Genomic DNA, 20,141 nt, shown 5'->3' with positions numbered 1-20,141 from the left:
TAGATTTTACAGCCGGAATTTACAAAAGGAATATTTATGGAACAGCTAATCCGGAGGTTACTTTAGGTTTAGGCGATGTTGGAAATGACATTGCCATATATGGTTCTAAAATGTATGTAGTAGTGAATGTATCTAATAAAGTAGAGGTACTGGATGCCAGAACAGGAAAAAAAATAAAACATATAGAACTTTTAAATGGTAGGTATATAGCTGTTAATAACGGAAAAGTATATGTAAGTGCGTATTTAGGAAAGATTGGTGATCCTAATTCTCCACAAGGAATTGTTGCAGAAATTGATACTGTGTCATTAAGCATTGCAAGAAAAGTAGATGTGGGCAGACAGCCAGAGGAAATGGCCGTTTTAGATGATAAATTATATGTTGCTAACTCTGGCGGATATAGCCCCGAAAATTATGAAAGCACCGTTTCTGTTATAGATCTGAATACATTTACAGAAACAAAAAGAATAGAAGTCGCTATTAATTTGCACAGGCTTAAAGCGGATACTTACGGCGATTTATATGTTTCTTCGAGAGGCGATTTTTATGATATTCCCGCCAAACTGTTTGTCCTGGATACAAAGACAGACCAGATTAAAAAAACTTTTGATATAGCCGTAAGTGATATGGTTATCCATGAAGATAAAGCTTATATCTGCGGAACAGAGTGGAGCTATATTAAAGGAGAAAATGTTGTTACCTATAATACAATAGATGTAAAGGACGAAACTGTGCTTAATCAGTCTTTTATAACAGATAATATTCAATCCAAAATTATGTTGCCCTATGGTATCGCAGTAAATCCCCAAACGGGAGATATTTTTATTACCGATGCTAAAGACTATTTAAATCCCGGAGAACTGTATTGTTTTAACAGAGATGGTCAGTTGAAATGGTCTGCAGCAACGGGAGATATTCCTTCGCGTTTTGCTTTTGTTTACTAGTTTATTATTAACCCCCAATATATATCAAATGAAAATTTATAACAACAGTAGAGTATTAGTATTTTCAATATTACTATCTGCACTATTTATTACATCATGCAGTAAAAAAGATGATTTTAAGAAAGAAGAAATAAATGAGACTTCAGAGCCCGATTGGTCATTAACAGAACAGCTTAATTTGCCATTAGGAGATTCGGTTATTATAAAAGTATCGCATGCATCTGATACATTGGAATATACTAACGAATGGAAAATTAATGACGTAGTGGTTTCAGATGCAGATAGCTTAGTTTTTAGGAATTATAAGGCAGGTACCTATAATATAGAATATAAAGTTGTTTATGCAGACACAACTTATAAAAAAAGCAATAGTATAGAGGTTATAAAAAAGTCTGTTGCGGTTACAGATGCGAATAGAATGTATGCTAATCAGTTGTTCGAGTATGTTCCGGCTCCAGGCCAGTTTATCAATAAAACTCCGGGTAATTTAGCAAGTGCAGAAGGTATTTTAGGCAAAAAAGGTATGGTTACTTTAGGCGCTTTCGGAGGTAGCATAGTTCTGGGCTTCGACCATCTGGTAAATAATACAACTGATTCTGATGATATCATTATTTACGGTAATGCTTCGGCTACCGGAGCAGAACCAGGGACTGTATGGGTAATGGAAGATACTAACGGAAATGGTAAGCCAGACGATATTTGGTACGAAATAAAAGGTAGCGAATATGGTAAGGAAGGGTACATCAGCAATTACACGGTAACATATACCCGCCCTGAACCTATAACGGCAGACGTTCCATGGAAAGACAACCTGGGAAATAGTGGCGTTATTAAAACCAACGCTTTTCATAAACAATCTTATTTTCCGCTATGGATAGGAGGAAATGAATACACCGTAAAAGGGACATTGCTGCCATCTGCCAATATAGATAAATCTAGGCCAACCAGTATTGCCAGTTATCCTTTTGCAAAGGGCTATGCAGATAATGCAACAGGGAGCGATAGAATAGATATTGCTGATGCGATGGACAGCAATGGTAATAGGGTAAACTTAAGGGGTATTCACTTTGTTAAAATTCAGACAGGTATTTTAGATGATCTGGGATGGCTGGGAGAACTGTCTACCGAAGTCCTTGGAGTAGCAGATTTAAGTTTTGTTAAATAACTATAAAATCTTATAAACTTTCCGTAGAAATTTTAATAATTCTACGGAAAGTTTGTAGTTGTTAATAACTATCTCCCTATAACGGTTCCATTTGGAATAACTGCATTTTTCTTAATCACTACAATACCGTCGCAAACGGTATAGCTATTATAATCCCCGCCCTTTAAATGGTTGCCGCCAATAATACGTACATCGTCACCAATGCGGCTATTCTTATCCAGAATTGCGTTTTCAATATAACAGCGTTCGCCAACTCCCACAATGGGTTCCTGTCTTTCCCTTGCAGCGTTCAAATCTGCCAGATCTTCATAATAATCACTACCCATCATACAAGTAGATCTGATTACCGAACCGACGCCAATTCTAGATCTTACTCCAATAACAGACCGGTCAATTTTATCTGCAGAAATAATACAACCGTCCGAAATGATTGAATTATTCAGTGTAGTACCAGAAATCTTCGACGGAGGTAACATTCGGGGTCGCGTAAAAATGGTATTATGATCAAACAGATTGAAAGCAGGGATGTCATCCGTTAAACCAATATTGGCTTCAAAAAACGAACTGATGGTTCCAATATCTGTCCAGTAACCATCGTATTGATAGCTTAGTACCCGTATTTTATCTATAGAATCAGGAATAATCTCTTTACCAAAATCCATTCCCTTATGTTCCTGTAAAAGTTTATTTAGTATGCCTTTACTAAAAACATAAATTCCCATAGAAGCCAGATATTCTCTGCCCTGACTTTTTAACTGATCGCTGACTTCAGATGTCCAGTCGGGTAAAAGGTCGTTTGTAGGCTTTTCAATAAATGAAGTGATAAGGTTATTTTCATCAGATTTTAAAATGCCGAAACCATTTGCATCTTTTGCAGAAACAGGAATAGTCGCAATCGTTAAATCTCCTTTATTTTGAATATGGAAATCTACTAAAGCAGCAAAGTCCATTTGATAAAGCTGATCGCCTGAAAGGACCAAAACATAATCATAATCTACATTAATTGTCTTTTTTATAGAACGCCTTACAGCATCGGCGGTACCTTCAAACCATTTATCTCCCTCATTAGTCTGTTCCGCCGCAAGAATATCTACAAATCCTTTACTGAAAATGCTGAAATTGTAAGTGTTCTTGATATGGGAATTTAATGAAGAAGAATTGTATTGAGTTAATACAAAAATCCTGTTAAATCCAGAATTAAGACAATTTGAAATTGGAATATCAACCAGTCTGTACTTACCAGCAATTGGTACTGCCGGTTTAGACCGCTGGTCGGTCAAAGGATAAAGACGTGTCCCTCTTCCTCCTCCTAAAACAATAGAGAGAACTTTTGGCAACATATAGCTTTCGATTTAATTAAGTAATTGGTTATATAAATTCAAATATCTCTGAGCCGATTTTTCCCACGAAAAATCTAACTGCATCATTTTCTGCTGGTTCTTTTTATACAGATCCGTCTGCTCGGAATAATCCATCGCTCTTTTCACAGCATAACAAACGTCTGTTATGGCTGCTTTTTGGAAAACAATACCATAGCCATCAGTATCATTGATATCCAGAACAGTGTCTTTTAGGCCGCCAATGCTGTTTACAATAGGTAAGGTGCCATATTTCATAGCGTAGAGCTGGTTTAATCCACAAGGTTCCACGCGTGAAGGCATCAATATAAAATCGGCACTTGCATAAATAGCATGAGCCAGATTTTCGTCGTACCCGAAGTAGACAGCCAGTCTTCCCGAATACGGTTCTACCAGTTTTTGAATGTGCGATTGGATTAACTGATCTCCAGAACCTAAAATAAATATACTTATTTTATTTTCGTTTTCTTTAAAAACATTAAACAATATTTCAGGCAGTAAATCGGCCCCTTTTTCAGCAGCAAAACGACCTATAAATGCCAAAAGGGGTAGTTTGGCGTCTAAACCATATTGTTTACAGAGTTGTTTTTTGTTAGATGCCTTACCTGTTTTTACACTTTTAACCGCATAGTTTTTCGCAAGAGAATGGTCCGTTTCCGGATTCCATATATCTGTGTCAATACCGTTAACAATACCAAAGGACTTGTGTCTTTCGTCAGAAAAAAGTGTCTGAAGGCCGTTAGCCTCCTCATAAAGTTCTTCCAAATATCCTTCCGATACGGTAGTATAGGCATCGCAGCATTTTATCGCTGTCGCTAAGGGGTTAATTAATCCGTCCCAGTCCAGCAAGCCCCATTTCCAGGTATCAAACGCGGGTAAAAGAATACCTTTATTCCAATTCATCCAGCCTTGATATTGACCATTATGTACAGTTACAACAGTTTTACAGCCAGAAAGAAAAGAGAAATCTCTGGAATGTCGTACAAGAAATGGAATCAATCCTACATGATGGTCGTGACAATGGAGAATATCCGGCACAATTTCCTTGTCTTTTAGCCATTGCAGAAAAGCATGCTGAAACGCAATAAACTGTTCGCCTTCGTCCGGATAGCAATATACTTCTGAGCGATCTAGTTTACCCGGAATTTTAATAAGATAGAGCTCAAAACCCAGGCTGTTTTCCTGTTCTTTATAAATTTGAAAGTCAAAACGTTCTGACCCCTGATAAAAACTACCCTGATGCACTACCGTAAAAGGGTGATTATTTACAAAAGGTCTGTCGTACCAGGGCATAACAACACAGGCATCTATCCCCAGTTTTTTCTGATATTTAGGTAATGCTCCCACAACATCGGCTAAACCACCAACTTTGGCTACGGGATAGCATTCTACACTTAAATGGAATACTTTTGTCATAGAGTTTAGTTTGTAATAGGTGTTCTTTCAGAAATTTCTAATGGCTTAACACTTTGTTTTTTGTGTTTCCTTTTCAGTATAATGCCTGCCAGGGGAGGAAGCGATAAAGCAACAGATTGATTTTGTTGCATCCAATCAATATCATCCGAGTTTAAACTGTCAGAAATTTCTACGCCGCTTCCATAAAATTGAAAATCATCGGAATTAAGCACAAGTTCCCATTCTCCATTATATGGAACGCCAATTCTGAAATCGTGACGTACAACAGGGGTAAGGTTTAAAACTACAATGGAGTCGTCTTTTGGGTCGAAAGCTTTTCGCCAATATACAAATACCGAGTTATTGTTGTCGTTATTTTCTATCCATTGAAATCCGTCGCTGTCGAATGCTTTTTGGTATAGGCTTGGCATAGAACGGTAAACAGTATTTAAAGCGGCTACGAAACGGCTCATTCCCGAATGTGGAGCATACGCTTTTAAATGCCAGTCCAGAGACAGGTTAACATTCCATTCTGAAGTTTGTCCAAACTCTCCGCCCATAAACAATAGTTTCGTTCCGGAGAAAGTAAACATGTAAAGATATAGCGCTCGCAGATTGGCAAATTTCTGCCATTCGTCTCCCGGCATTTTATAGATTAATGGCTGTTTCCCATATACAACCTCGTCATGAGAAAGCGGTAACATAAAATTTTCGTGGTATGCATAAACAGTTGCAAATGTCATAGCATGATGGTGGTAGGTCCTGTTAATAGGATCTTCTTTGAAATAATTTAACGTATCATGCATCCAGCCCATCATCCATTTCATGCCAAAACCCAGACCATTAGAGAAAGTAGGTTTGCTCACCCCGGGCCATGAGGTAGATTCTTCGGCAATGGTTTGTACATAAGGAAAATTGGCATATACGGCTTCGTTAAATTCTTTGAGGAAATGTACCGCTTCCAGATTTTCATTACCACCAAATTCATTAGGTACCCATTCGCCCTGGTTTCTGGAATAGTCCAGATAAAGCATAGAAGCCACAGCGTCTACCCGAAGGCCATCAATATGAAAACGGTCTAACCAGAAAAACGCGTTGCTGATAAGAAAAGAACGAACCTCATTACGCCCATAATTGAAAATATAGGACTGCCAGTCTGGATGAAACCCCTTTCTGGGGTCTTCATGTTCATATAAATAAGAACCATCAAATTTATGCAGGCCATGGGCATCTCCCGGAAAGTGGGAGGGAACCCAATCTAAAATAACACCAATATCATTTTGGTGAAGCTGCTCTATCAGATACATTAAATCCTGAGGTGAACCATAACGTGAGCTTGCAGCAAAATATCCTGTAATCTGATAACCCCATGACGGATAATAGGGATGCTCCATCACCGGAAGGAACTCTACATGCGTAAATCCCAGTTCTTTGATGTAAGGAACCAGCCTTTCTGCAATTTCTCTGTAGCTGAGCAAACGATCCGGCTCGTCCGGATTACGCATCCAGGAACCAAGGTGCATTTCGTAAACCGACCAGGGCTGATCCAGCCGATTTATTTTCTGACGTTTTTTATGCCACGCTTCATCTTGCCATTCGTACCAGGTTGATGCGACTTTAGAAGCCGTTTGCGGCGGAATTTCCCATTCAAACGCAAATGGATCGCCCTTTTCTAAATGTTCACCATATTCAGAAACTATACCATACTTATAAGTTTCGCCATTTTGAAGACCTGGAATAAAACCTTCCCAAATTCCGCTTTCATCCCAACGTACAAATAGCGTGTGCGTGTCATGGTTCCAATAGTTGAAATTTCCAATTACCGAAACTTGTTTTGCTCCCGGAGCCCAAACAGAGAAATAAACACCTGCTTGCCCATCGCAGTTCACTTCATGTGAACCAAATTTTTCATATAGTTTGTAATGCTTGCCGGATCTGAACAAGGAAATGTCGAAATCTGTAAATAAGCTATATGGTAGAACATTTTTCGTCATATCATCCCTGTATTAAAATATCCTCGAAATCTTTGCTCACTCTTACCCGGTAATATCCGGATTCATCTTTTTGGTAGCCAATTTCCTTCCCGTCAACCAATACTTTCTGAATGTCAAAAGGTAATTGAATGAGCTTCAGATCATATTCTTCGTAACGTTCGGTAAATAGCCCTTTTAATTGTTGTTTGATATCCAGAGAGTGGTCGGTGCCAGAAGTGATAAAGCATTTTTCCAGATAAACATCCTGTTCATAAGCAAAAGTATCTCCGTGGTCTGTATACAGATAAGATTTATTGATGCCTTTGCCAAAATAGACATTTAATAAAAGCTCTTCTATTTTCTTTTCTCCCGTATGTTGCATTACCGGATATTCAGCGATAACAGAACCTGCTTTTACGAAAATCGGCATTTCGTCTAAAGGAGTTTCTATATTATGCTCTTGTCCGCCCTGGAAAATATGGTTATTAAAATAATAATACCAATCGCCTTCTGGCAGATAAACTATTTTGGATTGCTGACCGGGGTTTAATACCGGGGAAACCAAAATCTTCTCACCAAAAGAGAACTCCTCTTCGCGTTGCCAGTTAGACTCTATGTGTTGCTCTATCAAACTTATTGGCCTTAATATCGGGTAGCCATAGCGTGTCTGTTCCCAAAAAACAGAATATATATAAGGCAATAGTTTGTACCGCAGTTCAATAAACTTTTTACATATTTTCTCCCAGTCTTCGCCAAAGCTCCATGGTTCCCTGTCGCGGGTATCTCCTGCAGAATGAACCCTCATGAAAGGAGAAAATACGCCAAACTGAACCCAACGCGTATACAATTCGCCGTCCGGTTCGCCTGTAAAGCCGCCAATATCGGTTCCGCAGAAAGAAATGCCCGAAACCGAAAGTCTCTGTAATTGCAATACACCAATTTTCAGGTGTTCCCATGTAGCCATGTTATCACCTGTCCAAACAGAAGAATAGCGTTGAGTTCCGGCATACGCTGCGCGGGTAATGGTAAATGGGCGTTTGTTCTTATAAAGTTTTTTCAATCCATCGTATGTAGCTCTAACCATCTGCATGCCATAAACGTTATGCGCCTTCCGGTGTGATCCCCGTTGGCCATCAAAGTTATGCCTTACATCGTCGGGGAAAGTGCCACGACCGAAAACAGCGGGCTCGTTCATGTCATTCCAGAACCCGGCAACGCCATCTTCTACCAAACCCTGGTACAACGTTCCCCACCATTCTCTCACTTCGGGGTTAGTAAAATCAGGAAACTGGCACCTTCCGGGCCAAACGTAACCTTCCATAAAATAATCGTCACCACGACGGCAGAAGTATTTGTTTTCCTTACCTTCTTTAAACACCCAATAATTTTCGTCTACTTTTAGACCGGGATCAATCATCACCACAGTTTTAAAACCATCATTAGCCAGATCGAAAATCATCTTTTTAGGGTCCGGAAAATATTGTTTGTTCCAGGTAAAACAGCGGTATCCGTCCATATAATCTATGTCCAGATAAATGGCATCACAGGGAATCTGCCGCTTTCTGAACTCTTCCGCTACATGTCTTACATTCGCTTCCGGATAATAGCTCCATCTGCATTGGTGGTAGCCTATAGCCCACAGCGGCGGAAGATAATGAGTGCCGGTTAACACATGGTAGCGTCTTACCACATCAATCATGTGAGGACCATGTATGTAGTAGTATTGCAGTTCGCCCCCTTCAGACCAAAAGCTGGTTTTAACGGGATCTTCCGAAGCAAAGTCGAAATAAGTTTTAAAAGTATTGTCGAAGAAAATGCCGTACGCATCACCATCGTTTAAACCTATATAGAAAGGTATCGTTTTATACAGAGGATCCTGGTTAAAGGCGAAGGCATAGGTGTCCGAGTTCCAGTTTGTAAACCGACGTCCACGAAGGTTAAATGTCGAAGCTTTGTCTCCCAAACCATAAAATGCCTCCTTACTTTCTGTCTGTTTGGTACAATATACATAATATCCGCCCGCATCCGGATTTTCCTCCCAATGCATTGGCGAATGGTCTGCATTCATTATTTTTCCTTCTCTGTTTTCAAAAGAGATCAAAAAGTCTTTTTTGCTGATTTTACATGTTACCGTATTGGTTTTAACCAGATAAGCATCCTCCTCTTCTATACATTGATGCCTGCTTATACGATGGGTCTTTTTAGCGATAGCGTAAGAAAAATCTTCGAGAAAAGTACCCTGTGGAGCCAGTCTCACTCTGATTATCTCATCGGTAATTACTTTTACCTCCACCTTTGCCACCCCATCATAAAAATAATAAGTATTCTCGCTCTGGCTATAAGATTTAATTTCATCCAGATACTTTTTCTCTATCTGGGGCAAATCTAATACAGGGTTATTTACATGATGAACGTTATCTAATGTACTCTCTTCATTTGTATTGGTTTCTTCACCCGGATCTAAATTTTCTTTCATATAGTTTTAGTTTCTCACCTGTTTAAGTCCTACATACAATTCTATATATGTTTTTGTTTCTTAAATTAAGATTTTACTTGCTCTTTTCAAACGGACTAAGAAAAAAAGTATAGCAGAAATCCAATATTTTTTAAGCCTTTAAACCCTATAAGTTTCCAGTTTAAATTGTCGGTTAAAATAGTGCTGGTATATGTTTTTATTGTGGCGAAATGATAAAGCTATAGTTAGTTTATAGCCTAAGGTATATTTCTGCTGAAAAATTAAGGCCCGGTAAACCGAAATTCAATATAAAGAGACGTCATTTAATAACCAATTGCTCACTATTTTATATCAGATCTTATTCTGCTCAGGCTAACCTGGGTAATTCCTAAATAAGAAGCTATAAAGCCAAGCTGTACTCTTTGTATAAGATTTGGATGGTTTGTAAGAAGCTCTTTGTAACGCTCTGTAGCTGTTTTAAACTGACGCGAAATCAATCGCTCCTCTGTTTTAATCAATTCACGTTCTGCAAACTTTCGTCCCCAATTGGCAATGTATATATCCAGATTAAAAAGTTCCTGTAAATTAGAAGTCCTCAATTCGTACAACTCGCAATTTTCCAATAGCTCAATATTTTCATAACCCTTTTCGTTTTCCACATAGCTCTTCATAGAAAGAATGGTTTCTCCTTCTGTACCAAACCAAAAAGTTAATTCATTCTCTTTCTGATAGGCATAAGCCCTCACCATTCCTTTCTTTATGAAATAGATATTCTTTTCTGCCTTATTCACTTTCAATAAGACATGACCTTTTGGATAAGATACTTCCCGGATATTGCTCTTTAGCTTTTGTTTAGACGTATCTGGAAGTAGATATATATTATCTAAAATTTCATCTATATTCATGGTTTCTGTTCAATCGCTCAGAAAAATAGTGATTTTTTTAAATTCAAGAGCAACCGCAACTATAAAATCTTCCGAAAGCAATATTCTTGTCAAAACCTTCAAAACAATAAGAATGATACACTAATACGGTATAGAGACCAGATTATATCTGCTATATTTAGCTTTAATGTATTAAATATGGCTACTATAGAAAAAGACACCGTTTTAAAAAGTTTAAATGAGATAGGTATTCTTCCGTTGTTTTATCATTCAGATCCGTCTTTGGTTATAGAAGTGGTAAAGGCCTGTTATGATGCGGGTGCCAGAAATTTCGAATTTGTAGACAGGGGAGATCATACCTTAACAGTATTGAAAGCGTTGTTTGAGCGTGCTAAAGACTATATGCCAGATATGGCTATTGGTGTGGGAACCGTTTATACCCCGGAAAAAGCAAGGTTATATATAAATGAAGGTGCCCATTTTATTGTATCGCCGGCACTTATACCCGAAGTAGGAAAAGTGTGTTTAGAAAATAATATACCATGGTTGCCAGGTGTAGCAACATTTACCGAAATTTATCAGGCAATGCAGGCAGGAGCAGAGGTGGTTAAGCTCTATCCATCTGTGTCAATTGGTTCAGCATTTATAAAAACAGTAAGGAATCCTATGCCCAATGTGAAGATATTGGCTTCTGGAGGTCCTAAAGGGAATAAGGAAAGCGTAGAAGAATGGTTTGGAGCAGGGGCCTATGCAGTTAGCATAAGTTCTTATTTTTTTCCGGATCATATAATAGAAAATAGAGACTTTAAATGGATACAACAAAGAGTTAGCGAAAGCATAGGTTTTGTGAAATCTTTTAGAGCTCAGGTGAAGTGTAAAGCAGAGGAAGTATAATTCCTCTGCTTTACACCAACTCCATATCATATAAATCAAAACCTTTAGCCCAGTAATCTTTTTTTACATCTTTTAATTTAAAACCGTTCTTTTCGTAAAATCTATATGCCAATTGAGACGTTCTTACCATAATCCGGTCTATGCCAGGTGTGTTTCTTAAAATAGCTATCCTGTAGTCTAACAATTTTTTTCCAATTCCCTTGTTCTGATAATCGGGAGCCGTAAAATCCCAGCTTAAGCTTGCCACGTTATTCTCTTTATTGAAATTTATTCCGCCGGCTCCAACGATTTTATTGTCTGTTTCTACAAGAAAATACCATTCAGTTCGGTGTTGTAAATAGAAGTCATAATCGGCTATCTCACTTTTTGCGAAATAAAGCGGTACATGGAGTGACAACAATTGCACAAGCTCCTCTTTGTCTCCCGCGACATACGCTCTTATGAAAACCTCGGAATGCATTATTTAATATCCAACAAATCTGACTTAATGAGAAGATACTGCTTTTAAGCCTATAATAGAGCCAATAAGAGTAGTAATGAAAAGTAAACGCAGAAAAGTAGCCGGTTCTTTAAATACTAAAATACCAACTAATACGGTACCTACTGCGCCAATCCCTGTCCATACAGCATATGCCGTACCTAATGGCAATGTTTGTGTAGCTTTAATCAATAAAAGCATACTCGCTGTTAAACAAATAGCAAAACCTCCATACCATAAATAGGTTTCACTCCCTAAGGCTTCTTTTGCTTTCCCTAAGCAAAAAGTAAAACCAACTTCAAAAAAACCTCCTAAAACTAAAAAAATCCAGTTCATTGTTATTGTCTTAAATTAATGATGCAAAGTTAAAACCGGTTTGTAATAAAATATTTTACAAATGATAAAAAATCAAAAGAAGTACCTGATTAAACCTTGGTTCATGATTTAACCGTATTTACTGTATTGTAATTGCGGTTTATACGCTAAAAAAACGGGTATTTCACTCTCTAACAGCGGCCGTCTTTTTGAGATTAAAAAGTGAAATTAAAAATTCATGCCCTATGAAAAATCAACTATTAAAATTCTTTGCTGGTATAATGTTAACCGGATGTTTGCTATCAGCGTGTGGTGGTAATAATAGAAACCCCGCAGATTCTGAATCCAATAATACGGTCGAATCGCCTGACAGGCAGGATACGCGGGATTCTATGGCAAACGATTCACTGGTTATAGACACAGCGAGTTATCAATAGATTAAAAAGCAACTTTATGTTGTTTTTTAATATGTCGTCAAACACTCAAAATATCTCATAATTAATCAAATGTTAAAATTAAATCTATGGAGGACAAACAAATGGAAAATCAACAGGAAGCACACAAAGAAGGGCCGGTAGCCCGTAAAATCGAAGAACAAACCGCCAGGTTGCCTTCCGATGTTTTTTTATGGGCATCTCTGGCATCAATGGGTATGTCTTTAACACTTAAATGTTTAAAGCATAAACACATGGCATTATTTGTGGGCCAGTGGGCCGCTCCTTTTTTGCTTCTGGGTATTTACAATAAAATCGTAAAAACCTCGGGACACGATGAACAAAGCTAAAAAGGTGTCTAAATTCTATCTCGTGAAGCAGGTTTGGGCCACTTGGTCTGATGATTACGCACAAGGAAGCTTGTGGCTCAAACTGTTTCATTTAATAATTAAGCCTATGATTATATAAAGACTTGTTACCACTTTTCACTACCTGTTTTTGCATTGTATTTAACGAATGTTAACGATTTATGGATACAGATACTTTTTCACCATGGGGATTGGCGGCTACAAAAAGCCTTACTCCCGATTTAGCCAATATCTATCACAAAGAGTTTAGGGATGTCACTTTCCAATTAAAATTAGCTGCAGGTTCGCTTTGGATAACGGCAACCCAGGCGAAGCAAATTATAGCATTTCGAACAGCTTTTTCTCCGTCAGGAGATTTGGAACTTCTAAAGTCCACTGAAACTAAAGACGGGGTGACGGTTTTGTTAAACGCTGCTATAGGAAGTTACAAAGTCGTTATAACCTTTCCCGAAAATGAAGATTTTACGCAGCTGCATTTTCAGGTAGCTTTAAAACCGGCTGGCCCGCTAAAGGTACCATTCTGGCCTAAAGATATTATTTTTCCCGAAGCAAGGAAGGCCGACAATCTACCAGCGGAAATTTACATCAGACAGTTGGGCACCCGTTCCGGATTAATATATTTAGGGCTAAAGCAACCCAAAGGTGGCTCGGTGCTCTATTTTCAGAATTTAACAGCTATAAATAGCTATTTTAGCGATACGCAAACATCAGCTGCAGATACTGTTGGTAGCAACTGGCCCGAAATGGGTTTTAGTCTTCCTGCTGCCGTTCAGCCAATGAAGGCAAGAAAAGAGTATATTATTTCTGATGCCTTCGTGTCCTTTAACGGTCATTTACCAAAAGACCAGTTCGAAATAGCAGAACAATTTATCAATCAATTAGCGGGGATTTATTTGCTGCTGCCACGACCAGATACTAAATATCAACCATATACAGATATTATTAAGAAAAATTTACACGATCTTCAACATAATAAGGCTTGTTGGTCTTATGCCAACGGACATCCCTATTTAAACGCCTATCTCTGTGATTATGCCACACCGCCCGAGATTATGGTGCAACTGGCAGTGCTTACGCCTGTAATGGATTACAACGAATGGAGCAAAGATGGAGATCTGTTATTGGTAGAGCAGTTATTAAAAGGATTGCCCGCTTTTTACGACGAAAAAGTAGGAACCGTTGTACGCTGGCTGCCTGCTTTGGAACACAAGTTAGACGAATCGGAAGAACATAAGGTTGCTAAAGTTATAGATTCCTGGTATTTGCATCATCCTTTACTAAACCTTTCCAGATTAGCCTTGAAGGGAGAAGAGAGTGCAAAAAAGCTATTCATGGATTCTCTCGACTATGCCATAAAAGTTGCCCGTCATTTTAAATATGAATGGCCTGTGTTTTACAATATGGAGACATTGGAAGTCATTAAAGCCGAAACGGAACCAGGAAAAAAAGGTGAAAAAGATGTAGCCGGAATTTACGCTCATGTTATGTTACAGGCATACGAGTTAACGGGAAAGAAAAAATATCTGAGCGAGGCCGAAAATGCCGCAAAAAGCTTAACGGTTTTTGGTTTTGATATCTTTTATCAGGCAAATAATACGGCGTTCTCGGCCGGGGCCATGCATCGTTTATGGAAGGAAACCGGTAAACAATTATACCGTAATTTAAGTCATCTGTTTCTGGCCAATTTGTTCAAAAATATGGCCTTATGGAGCTGTGAATATGGGCATGGCAGGAGTTTTCCAACATTTTTCTCGCTTTTTCCTTTAAATAATGCGCCTTATATAGCAGTATACGAAGAACAGGAAACTGTGGCTGCTATTCATGCTTATCTATCAACTGCAGGCGAAGAGGTTATGCCTGCTTTCTCGTTACTGCTGGCAGAGTTTGTACGCTATGCCCAAAACAGACTACCTTATTATTACCCGCCTATGCTGCCGGAAGACATGCTGTCAGAAGAGGTGAAGACAGGGGAGATAGACCCTAAACTATGGATTCCGCTGGAGGATATTCAGGATGGCTGGGAAAAGTCCGGTTCTGTTGGACAGGAAGTATACGGCGCAGGTTTGGCCTTTGGAGTGGTTCCCCGAAACTATATGAGAGTAGACCATTGTCGTATATTAGTTTATCTGGATTATCCATTTACCAAACCCGAACTTAAAAATAAAAGCCTCAGTTTTCGGATACTTGGAAGCGAAAAATTGCATTGCCGTTTACGAATAATTGCAGACAATATCGAAAGACTTCCTGAAATTAAATTTAAAGCGCATCAACAGGAAGAAATCTCTCCTAACAAAGAAACAAAGCAATATATAGAGTATCTGTTACAGGGCAATCAAAAGATAACTATCAATTGGTAATATCTAATAATTAATTATTATGGAAACTAATCAGCTTCAAAATTTCGACGAGAAAATAACCGGAAAATCTATCCTCATTACCGGGGGTACCAAAGGTATAGGGCGAGCAACTGCACTTTTATTAAGCAGGCTCGGTAATGATGTGCTTATATGCGGGCGTCATGAAAAAGAATTACAGGATACCCTGGATGATTTTGAAAAGTTACAGGCAGAAGGCAGTTTAAGCGGGGTTATCGCTGATTTAGCCAGCGAAGAAGGAATTAACCAATTGTTCAATCAGGCAGATGAAATGCTGGGAGGGTTAGATGTCCTGATTAACAATGCTGCATTATCCTATCAATCTGTAGCCGACGGAACTTATCAGGACCAGGAATATTTGGTGAAGACCAATTTATTGGGTTACATGGCATGTTGTCAGAAAGCGATAGAACGTATGGGAAACTCGGGTAGTGGACATATTGTTAATGTGGGCTCTATGAGTGCCGATGTAAGGGAAGAAGGAAGCTCGGTGTATGTGGCTACCAAAGGAGGAATTCAGGCCTTCAGTGAAGCACTTCGAAAAGAAGTGAATGGAAAAGGCATCAAGGTATCGCTGATAGAACCCGGAGCCACAGGGACAAATATGCAACCTATGTCTTCAGAAGAGCAGGAAAAGCTGGAAGAAAAATTAAAAATGCTGAAAGCCGAAGATGTAGCTGCTGCTATAGTTTATGTGCTTTCGCAGCCAGAACGTTGCGATGTAGTTTCTTTGCAGCTGCGGCCGCACCTTCAGAAAATATAATTTCATGAAGAAGTTAAGGGCCGAACTGGATTTTTTTAAGACGCAACCCATGCCTATGCGCAAGTTGCTTCAGGCCAATCTGGTCTATGCACTTGTATTACCGCTTCTGGAATTATTTATAGGGGCTTATATCCTCAGAAACTCTGCAGACGTTAGTTTGGTGATTTTTTTCCAGTTAGCACAGGGTACCGGTATACCAATAACTTTCATGCTCAATAATTACCTGCTTAAATTTTTTTCTGTGGCTGCTATGTACTCTACCGGTATGGTGCTAAGTGGGGTATCTATGGGAGTGATGATGCTTTTGCCGGAATTAGATGCAACAGGAGTAGCTACTACCGGTTTCCTGATGGGCCTGGCTTATGGTTTTTTCTGGGCAAACCGTGTATATCTTGCCATGTCATCTACCAAAGACCAGAACAGAAATTATTTTTATGGTTTAGAAACCTTTTTCTTCACGGTAGCATATATACTTATGCCGCTTATTGCAGGATACTTTATTGCTGCTGCACATCGGTATAGCTGGTTCAATTCAAATTTGTCTGTACCATATTATATCCTGACAGCTCTGGTGCTGCTGCTCACATTTTTAGCATCTTCTATTATAAGGAAAGGACAATATAAAAATCCGCCAAGCCTGCCGTTCATCTATTTTAAATTTCACCATTTATGGAATAAAATGTTGTATATGGCAGTTTTTAAAGGAGTAGCACAGGGTTTTGTTATTACCGCACCGGTAATGCTGGTCATGAAACTGGTAGGGAATGAGGGCGCTTTAGGATCTATACAAGCTGCCGGATCATTCTTGTCTGCTATGATGCTTTATGTTTTGGGCCGACTTACTACACCCAGACACAGACTTAAAATATTTGCAGCAGGTTTATCTTTGTTTGTTGTAGGGGCTACGTTGAATATGTTAATGTATAGCCTCGCAGGTGCCGTTTTATTTATTGCCTGTCAGGTTTTTAGCAGGCCATTATTAGATCTTGCCTATTTTCCAATACAATTAGGTGTAACAGAATGTGTAGCCAAAAAAGAGAACCGGAGTCAGCTTACTTATATATTCAGCCATGAGATTGGGCTGTTTACAGGAAGATTATTTGGCTGTAGTTTGTTTATGCTGATAGCAGGATATTTTGGCGATGAAGCAGCGTTACGATATGCACTATTCGCTGTGGCCCTGGTTCAGTTTTTTTCCGTCTTTATTGCCCGTAGTATTCTCAAAAATAAAGAATGGTGCGATGCAGAGAAAATTCCGTTGTCTGAGAATGATCTAAAAGAACCTTCAGAACTTTAATTTAGCAGGAATCTTATTGTTGGGTAGAAATAATCTCTTCGTTCCCTTGATCCCGTTCAAAGTGGGGGAAGGAGCCTATATGCTTTTATGATGGGATGCTTCTTCCGCTTAAAACGGAATCAGCATGACGACGTTACGTTCTTATCTTAACCTACATCTTAATTTGTTTGATTTAGTTTACTACCATAATCCTATTACGAATCTTGTTGATTAGAATTGTTATCTCTTATGTTTAGAGACTTCCGGTCAAGCCGGACACTTTTCCTGCAGTTGAAAGTGTCCGGCTAGCCTGCCGCAGATAGCAGTAGATTTATCGTTTCATCACAATAAATCTTTTATCTGTAATTGAGCCAATCAGGCAAAGCATTTACAAGAGCTTTAGAAAGGAGTGTTCTTTGTTAGGCTGAACGCCCGCCGGACAGGCAGGCGTTCAATGTGACTTAGACACCTCTATTTAAATTTTAACATATTAAGTGTTAAATCTTAAAAAAGCTGCCATTACACTTTCTTTTGGCATTTTTTCTTTTTCAAGAACATAAACACCACCGCCGTTCATCATGGTTTTAACAATTGCTTTATTTACCAGGCATTCATCGTCGGGTTGCTTTTCGGTATGAACTGTCAATTTATTATTCTCTTCGTCAAAATTACCCCAGATATGGGTGTTCTTTTCCACAAAAAGATCAGATACCTGTGCATAATAGCTTGCCGGAATTATTTTTTCTGGTATAGAAGATGTGAACTGTCCGGCCAGATTATTATAATAATTCTTTAAAGCCTGGTTGCACTGTTCTTCAAAAAAAGGTTTTACAAGTTCAGTTGCCTTTTTAAGGAGTGCATTTTTGTTTGTCTGATCGTGATTTCCGCTTATATAATCATCAACAATATGTTTGTATTTAGAGGCACTTTTATAAGTGGCTACTATAGCGTCTACGCCGGCAAGTAATAGCGGTGCTTTTTCATTGGCTAATACTTCTGTCCAGAGTGTCTGGTCTACCTCTTTCATGTACTGCAGAATATATTCGTCCTCATCTGCCAGCCCATTGCTATGTCCATGAAAGCTAGCTGCTACTCCAGACTGTGTACCCCCTCCGCGAAATAGCTTTCTTTCACTCTTTTCTTCAAAATGAATGACATCATCTATGCCATAGGGCAGGCCCGGTACCTCAAGTTCTTCAATACTGTAAGAATCGCCTTTCAGGAAACGTGTTTTGTTTTTACTGATAACAAGCAGGTAAAAGTGCCTGTTATTGGTCACCATCTGCGTTAGCTGGCTTACATTAAAAGAACTGTTGATATGAAGTTCCTGATTTACGGTATAGGGAATTTTTATAATCTTGAAAAAGTCGTTTGCCAGAAAAACAGCCAATCCTTCAGACATACTGTTCCAAAATTCTTTGTCCTCTATTAAATCGTACGCAGGTTGCAACAGGCGCTCAATAGCCGGTAATTCATGCCCGCGCTGTTTAAGCTCCTGTGCAGTCTGTTGAACCAGGTTTTTAAAGACAATTTGATCCTGTTTCTCATTTACTGCGACACCGGATTTGTGTGTGGGCAGATAAATTGAAATGTTCGAACCAGAGTGTTGCTCACTTAGTTCATAAAAGTCTTTCTTTGATAGTAGTTCCATAGGTAAAAAATTAATGCTGGTAATATCCCATTACTTATTCAATTATAGATGGTTACAGCTTTGAATACTGATTGTACAGCTTTTATAAAACTGTTAATGAGGTAGGAGGAGATACAACCGGAGAAATAAATAAAAAGCCCCGGTAGTACCGAGGCATTAAATACAGCTTTTTAAGCTGCTACATTGGCCTCATTTAAAGCAATGTCTGTTAGTTTTTCGTCTGTTTCTTTTTCTTCCGAAAGCGTAGCACCCAGCAATTCATAAGCTTCCTGATGCTCCATTAATTTCGCATAAGTGGTTAAACATCCATAGCTGGCAATTTCGTAGTGCTCAACCTTCTGTGCGGCGGCAATCAAAGCTGCATCCAATGCAGGGTCATCTTCAAACTCACTTATGATCTCTTCAGCCTCATTAAGTAAACCCTCCATCGCTTTACATTTTTTTCCTCTGGCAGTTAAGCCAACCGATTCAAACACTTGTTTTAACCTTTCAATGTGGCCTTCTGTTTGAGAAAGATGCTCCTGAAATGCAGATTTTAAATTTTCACTGTTCGCTTTTTCTGCCATTTTTTTTAAGCCCTTTAATAATTGTTTTTCTGCACCTAAGATGTCTTTCAACTCGTCAACAAATAGTTCGTGAAGATGCTCGTTAGGCATCTCTGCATTTTTTCTTGAATTCGCCATTTTACTGTTTTTTATAGTTAATAGATGTTATTAATTATTCATTTTATCCAATTCAATTTCTATACCATTTCATAACCATGAAGTATTTAAATTTAAAATTCTGCGCTTTAAAGGCATTTCCCGATAAAGGATAAAGAATGATTTCTATATTCTTACAGACATTTTGGTACAGGCTTTAATAAGTTGTATCTTGCTCAATTATATAAACCAGGGATTCTGTAAAACTATCTATGCATTTAGATGAAAAGCTGTTTTCTTTCGAAGCCGAAATAGAAATAATAGGTATTAATCCTTATGTACAGGTTCCGAACAATATTTTAGAGCAAATCTTTGTACTTGCAGAAAAAGATAAAGGTTTTATACCTGTGAAAGGAACGGTTAACGAATCACCTTATCAGCAAACGTTGGTGAAATATCGTGGTCTCTGGCGCCTGTACATCAATACCACTATGCTTAAAGATTCCCCCAAACGTATAGGAGAAAAGATTCATATAACGCTATCTCTGGATCTATCGGACAGGACAATCCTGCCCCACCCGAGGTTACTGGAAGCACTTGAAGAAAATAAAGCCGCCAGGGAAGTGTTCGACCGAATTTCCCCGTCGCTCAGAAAAGAAATTATACGGTATATCTCTTTTCTCAAAACAGAAGAGAGTATCACTAAAAATGTAAATAAAGCTATAGACTTTCTGTTGGGAAAGGGAAGGTTTGTAGGGAGAGACAGGCCGTA

General features: G+C 38.7%; 18 protein-coding genes. 9 read left to right on the top strand and 9 right to left on the bottom strand.

Annotated elements, in window-relative coordinates; all coding sequences use genetic code 11:
• Together ABWO41_RS04945 and ABWO41_RS04940 are read left to right on the top strand one after the other, a co-directional pair.
• Positions 1-944: YncE family protein (locus ABWO41_RS04945; RefSeq protein WP_353134350.1), on the top strand; the 944-nt coding region annotated here is incomplete at its 5' end.
• Positions 945-972: 28 nt separating this feature from the next.
• Positions 973-2,109 (top strand): cell surface protein, encoded by a 1,137-nt coding sequence (locus ABWO41_RS04940; protein ID WP_353134347.1) that lies wholly within the window; start codon positions 973-975, stop codon positions 2,107-2,109.
• Between the two features lie 68 nt (positions 2,110-2,177).
• On the opposite strand, the gene ABWO41_RS04935 is transcribed toward ABWO41_RS04940, so the two are convergent.
• The 5 genes from ABWO41_RS04935 to ABWO41_RS04915 form a co-directional block, all read right to left on the bottom strand.
• The gene (locus tag ABWO41_RS04935; RefSeq protein ID WP_353134344.1) at positions 2,178-3,449 is read right to left on the bottom strand and encodes a glucose-1-phosphate adenylyltransferase; all 1,272 of its coding nucleotides are present in this window, start codon (positions 3,447-3,449) and stop codon (positions 2,178-2,180) included.
• A 12-nt stretch (positions 3,450-3,461) separates the two neighbouring features.
• A complete protein-coding gene (locus ABWO41_RS04930) occupies positions 3,462-4,883 on the bottom strand; it encodes a glycogen synthase (protein WP_353134341.1) in 1,422 nt (473 codons plus the stop codon).
• 5 nt (positions 4,884-4,888) lie between these two features.
• Positions 4,889-6,856 carry a 1,4-alpha-glucan branching protein GlgB gene (gene glgB / locus ABWO41_RS04925; protein ID WP_353134338.1) on the bottom strand — a complete coding sequence of 656 codons (1,968 nt, stop codon included), beginning with the start codon at positions 6,854-6,856 and terminating at the stop codon, positions 4,889-4,891.
• A gap of 1 nt (position 6,857) precedes the next feature.
• Positions 6,858-9,311, bottom strand: a complete 2,454-nt coding sequence (locus ABWO41_RS04920; RefSeq protein ID WP_353134335.1) for a glycoside hydrolase family 31 protein — start codon at positions 9,309-9,311, stop codon at positions 6,858-6,860.
• 320 nt (positions 9,312-9,631) lie between these two features.
• Positions 9,632-10,195 carry a Crp/Fnr family transcriptional regulator gene (locus tag ABWO41_RS04915; RefSeq protein ID WP_353134332.1) on the bottom strand — a complete coding sequence of 188 codons (564 nt, stop codon included), beginning with the start codon at positions 10,193-10,195 and terminating at the stop codon, positions 9,632-9,634.
• A 177-nt stretch (positions 10,196-10,372) separates the two neighbouring features.
• On the opposite strand from ABWO41_RS04915, the gene ABWO41_RS04910 reads away from it, so the two are divergent.
• Complete coding sequence (locus ABWO41_RS04910) at positions 10,373-11,068, top strand: beta/alpha barrel domain-containing protein (protein ID WP_353134329.1); 696 nt, start codon at positions 10,373-10,375, stop codon at positions 11,066-11,068.
• A 10-nt stretch (positions 11,069-11,078) separates the two neighbouring features.
• On the opposite strand, the gene ABWO41_RS04905 is transcribed toward ABWO41_RS04910, so the two are convergent.
• Positions 11,079-11,528 (bottom strand): GNAT family N-acetyltransferase, encoded by a 450-nt coding sequence (locus ABWO41_RS04905; RefSeq protein ID WP_353134326.1) that lies wholly within the window; start codon positions 11,526-11,528, stop codon positions 11,079-11,081.
• A 24-nt stretch (positions 11,529-11,552) separates the two neighbouring features.
• Positions 11,553-11,882, bottom strand: a complete 330-nt coding sequence (locus ABWO41_RS04900; protein WP_353134323.1) for a DMT family transporter — start codon at positions 11,880-11,882, stop codon at positions 11,553-11,555.
• 224 nt (positions 11,883-12,106) lie between these two features.
• Here ABWO41_RS04900 and ABWO41_RS04895 point away from each other — a divergent pair, with 224 nt between their 5' ends.
• The 5 genes from ABWO41_RS04895 to ABWO41_RS04875 all read left to right on the top strand — a co-directional run bounded on the left by ABWO41_RS04895 (position 12,107) and on the right by ABWO41_RS04875 (position 17,098).
• Entirely contained in the window at positions 12,107-12,298 is a 192-nt protein-coding gene (locus tag ABWO41_RS04895; protein ID WP_353134320.1) for a hypothetical protein, read from the top strand.
• 86 nt (positions 12,299-12,384) lie between these two features.
• Entirely contained in the window at positions 12,385-12,645 is a 261-nt protein-coding gene (locus ABWO41_RS04890) for a hypothetical protein (protein ID WP_353134317.1), read from the top strand.
• Between the two features lie 179 nt (positions 12,646-12,824).
• Complete coding sequence (locus ABWO41_RS04885) at positions 12,825-15,020, top strand: glycoside hydrolase family protein (RefSeq protein ID WP_353134314.1); 2,196 nt, start codon at positions 12,825-12,827, stop codon at positions 15,018-15,020.
• Positions 15,021-15,039: 19 nt separating this feature from the next.
• Entirely contained in the window at positions 15,040-15,801 is a 762-nt protein-coding gene (locus ABWO41_RS04880; protein WP_353134311.1) for an SDR family oxidoreductase, read from the top strand.
• 4 nt (positions 15,802-15,805) lie between these two features.
• Positions 15,806-17,098 (top strand): MFS transporter, encoded by a 1,293-nt coding sequence (locus ABWO41_RS04875; RefSeq protein WP_353134308.1) that lies wholly within the window; start codon positions 15,806-15,808, stop codon positions 17,096-17,098.
• Between the two features lie 469 nt (positions 17,099-17,567).
• On the opposite strand, the gene ABWO41_RS04870 is transcribed toward ABWO41_RS04875, so the two are convergent.
• Both ABWO41_RS04870 and ABWO41_RS04865 read right to left on the bottom strand, forming a co-directional pair.
• The gene (locus tag ABWO41_RS04870) at positions 17,568-18,728 is read right to left on the bottom strand and encodes a baeRF7 domain-containing protein (protein ID WP_353134305.1); all 1,161 of its coding nucleotides are present in this window, start codon (positions 18,726-18,728) and stop codon (positions 17,568-17,570) included.
• A 170-nt stretch (positions 18,729-18,898) separates the two neighbouring features.
• Positions 18,899-19,411, bottom strand: a complete 513-nt coding sequence (locus tag ABWO41_RS04865; RefSeq protein ID WP_353134302.1) for a YciE/YciF ferroxidase family protein — start codon at positions 19,409-19,411, stop codon at positions 18,899-18,901.
• A 230-nt stretch (positions 19,412-19,641) separates the two neighbouring features.
• On the opposite strand from ABWO41_RS04865, the gene ABWO41_RS04860 reads away from it, so the two are divergent.
• Positions 19,642-20,141 (top strand): YdeI/OmpD-associated family protein (locus ABWO41_RS04860; protein WP_353134299.1); only part of this gene is annotated, 500 nt, incomplete at its 3' end.

The organism is Pseudopedobacter sp. (assembly GCF_040392825.1).
Classification (GTDB): domain Bacteria; phylum Bacteroidota; class Bacteroidia; order Sphingobacteriales; family Sphingobacteriaceae; genus Pseudopedobacter.
Note: the sequence above shows the minus strand (reverse complement) of the source record. Positions and strands in the feature narration are given on the sequence as shown.

Bases quoted from the DNA above. Each gene is read 5' to 3' on its own strand.
- ABWO41_RS04940 (WP_353134347.1), top strand. From the start codon at position 973: ATGAAAATTTATAACAACAGTAGAGTATTAGTATTTTCAATATTACTA.
- ABWO41_RS04935 (WP_353134344.1), bottom strand. From the start codon at position 3,449: ATGTTGCCAAAAGTTCTCTCTATTGTTTTAGGAGGAGGAAGAGGGACA.
- ABWO41_RS04930 (WP_353134341.1), bottom strand. From the start codon at position 4,883: ATGACAAAAGTATTCCATTTAAGTGTAGAATGCTATCCCGTAGCCAAA.
- glgB (WP_353134338.1), bottom strand. From the start codon at position 6,856: ATGACGAAAAATGTTCTACCATATAGCTTATTTACAGATTTCGACATT.
- ABWO41_RS04920 (WP_353134335.1), bottom strand. From the start codon at position 9,311: ATGAAAGAAAATTTAGATCCGGGTGAAGAAACCAATACAAATGAAGAG.
- ABWO41_RS04915 (WP_353134332.1), bottom strand. From the start codon at position 10,195: ATGAATATAGATGAAATTTTAGATAATATATATCTACTTCCAGATACG.
- ABWO41_RS04910 (WP_353134329.1), top strand. From the start codon at position 10,373: ATGGCTACTATAGAAAAAGACACCGTTTTAAAAAGTTTAAATGAGATA.
- ABWO41_RS04905 (WP_353134326.1), bottom strand. From the start codon at position 11,528: ATGCATTCCGAGGTTTTCATAAGAGCGTATGTCGCGGGAGACAAAGAG.
- ABWO41_RS04900 (WP_353134323.1), bottom strand. From the start codon at position 11,882: ATGAACTGGATTTTTTTAGTTTTAGGAGGTTTTTTTGAAGTTGGTTTT.
- ABWO41_RS04895 (WP_353134320.1), top strand. From the start codon at position 12,107: ATGAAAAATCAACTATTAAAATTCTTTGCTGGTATAATGTTAACCGGA.
- ABWO41_RS04890 (WP_353134317.1), top strand. From the start codon at position 12,385: ATGGAGGACAAACAAATGGAAAATCAACAGGAAGCACACAAAGAAGGG.
- ABWO41_RS04885 (WP_353134314.1), top strand. From the start codon at position 12,825: ATGGATACAGATACTTTTTCACCATGGGGATTGGCGGCTACAAAAAGC.
- ABWO41_RS04880 (WP_353134311.1), top strand. From the start codon at position 15,040: ATGGAAACTAATCAGCTTCAAAATTTCGACGAGAAAATAACCGGAAAA.
- ABWO41_RS04875 (WP_353134308.1), top strand. From the start codon at position 15,806: ATGAAGAAGTTAAGGGCCGAACTGGATTTTTTTAAGACGCAACCCATG.
- ABWO41_RS04870 (WP_353134305.1), bottom strand. From the start codon at position 18,728: ATGGAACTACTATCAAAGAAAGACTTTTATGAACTAAGTGAGCAACAC.
- ABWO41_RS04865 (WP_353134302.1), bottom strand. From the start codon at position 19,411: ATGGCGAATTCAAGAAAAAATGCAGAGATGCCTAACGAGCATCTTCAC.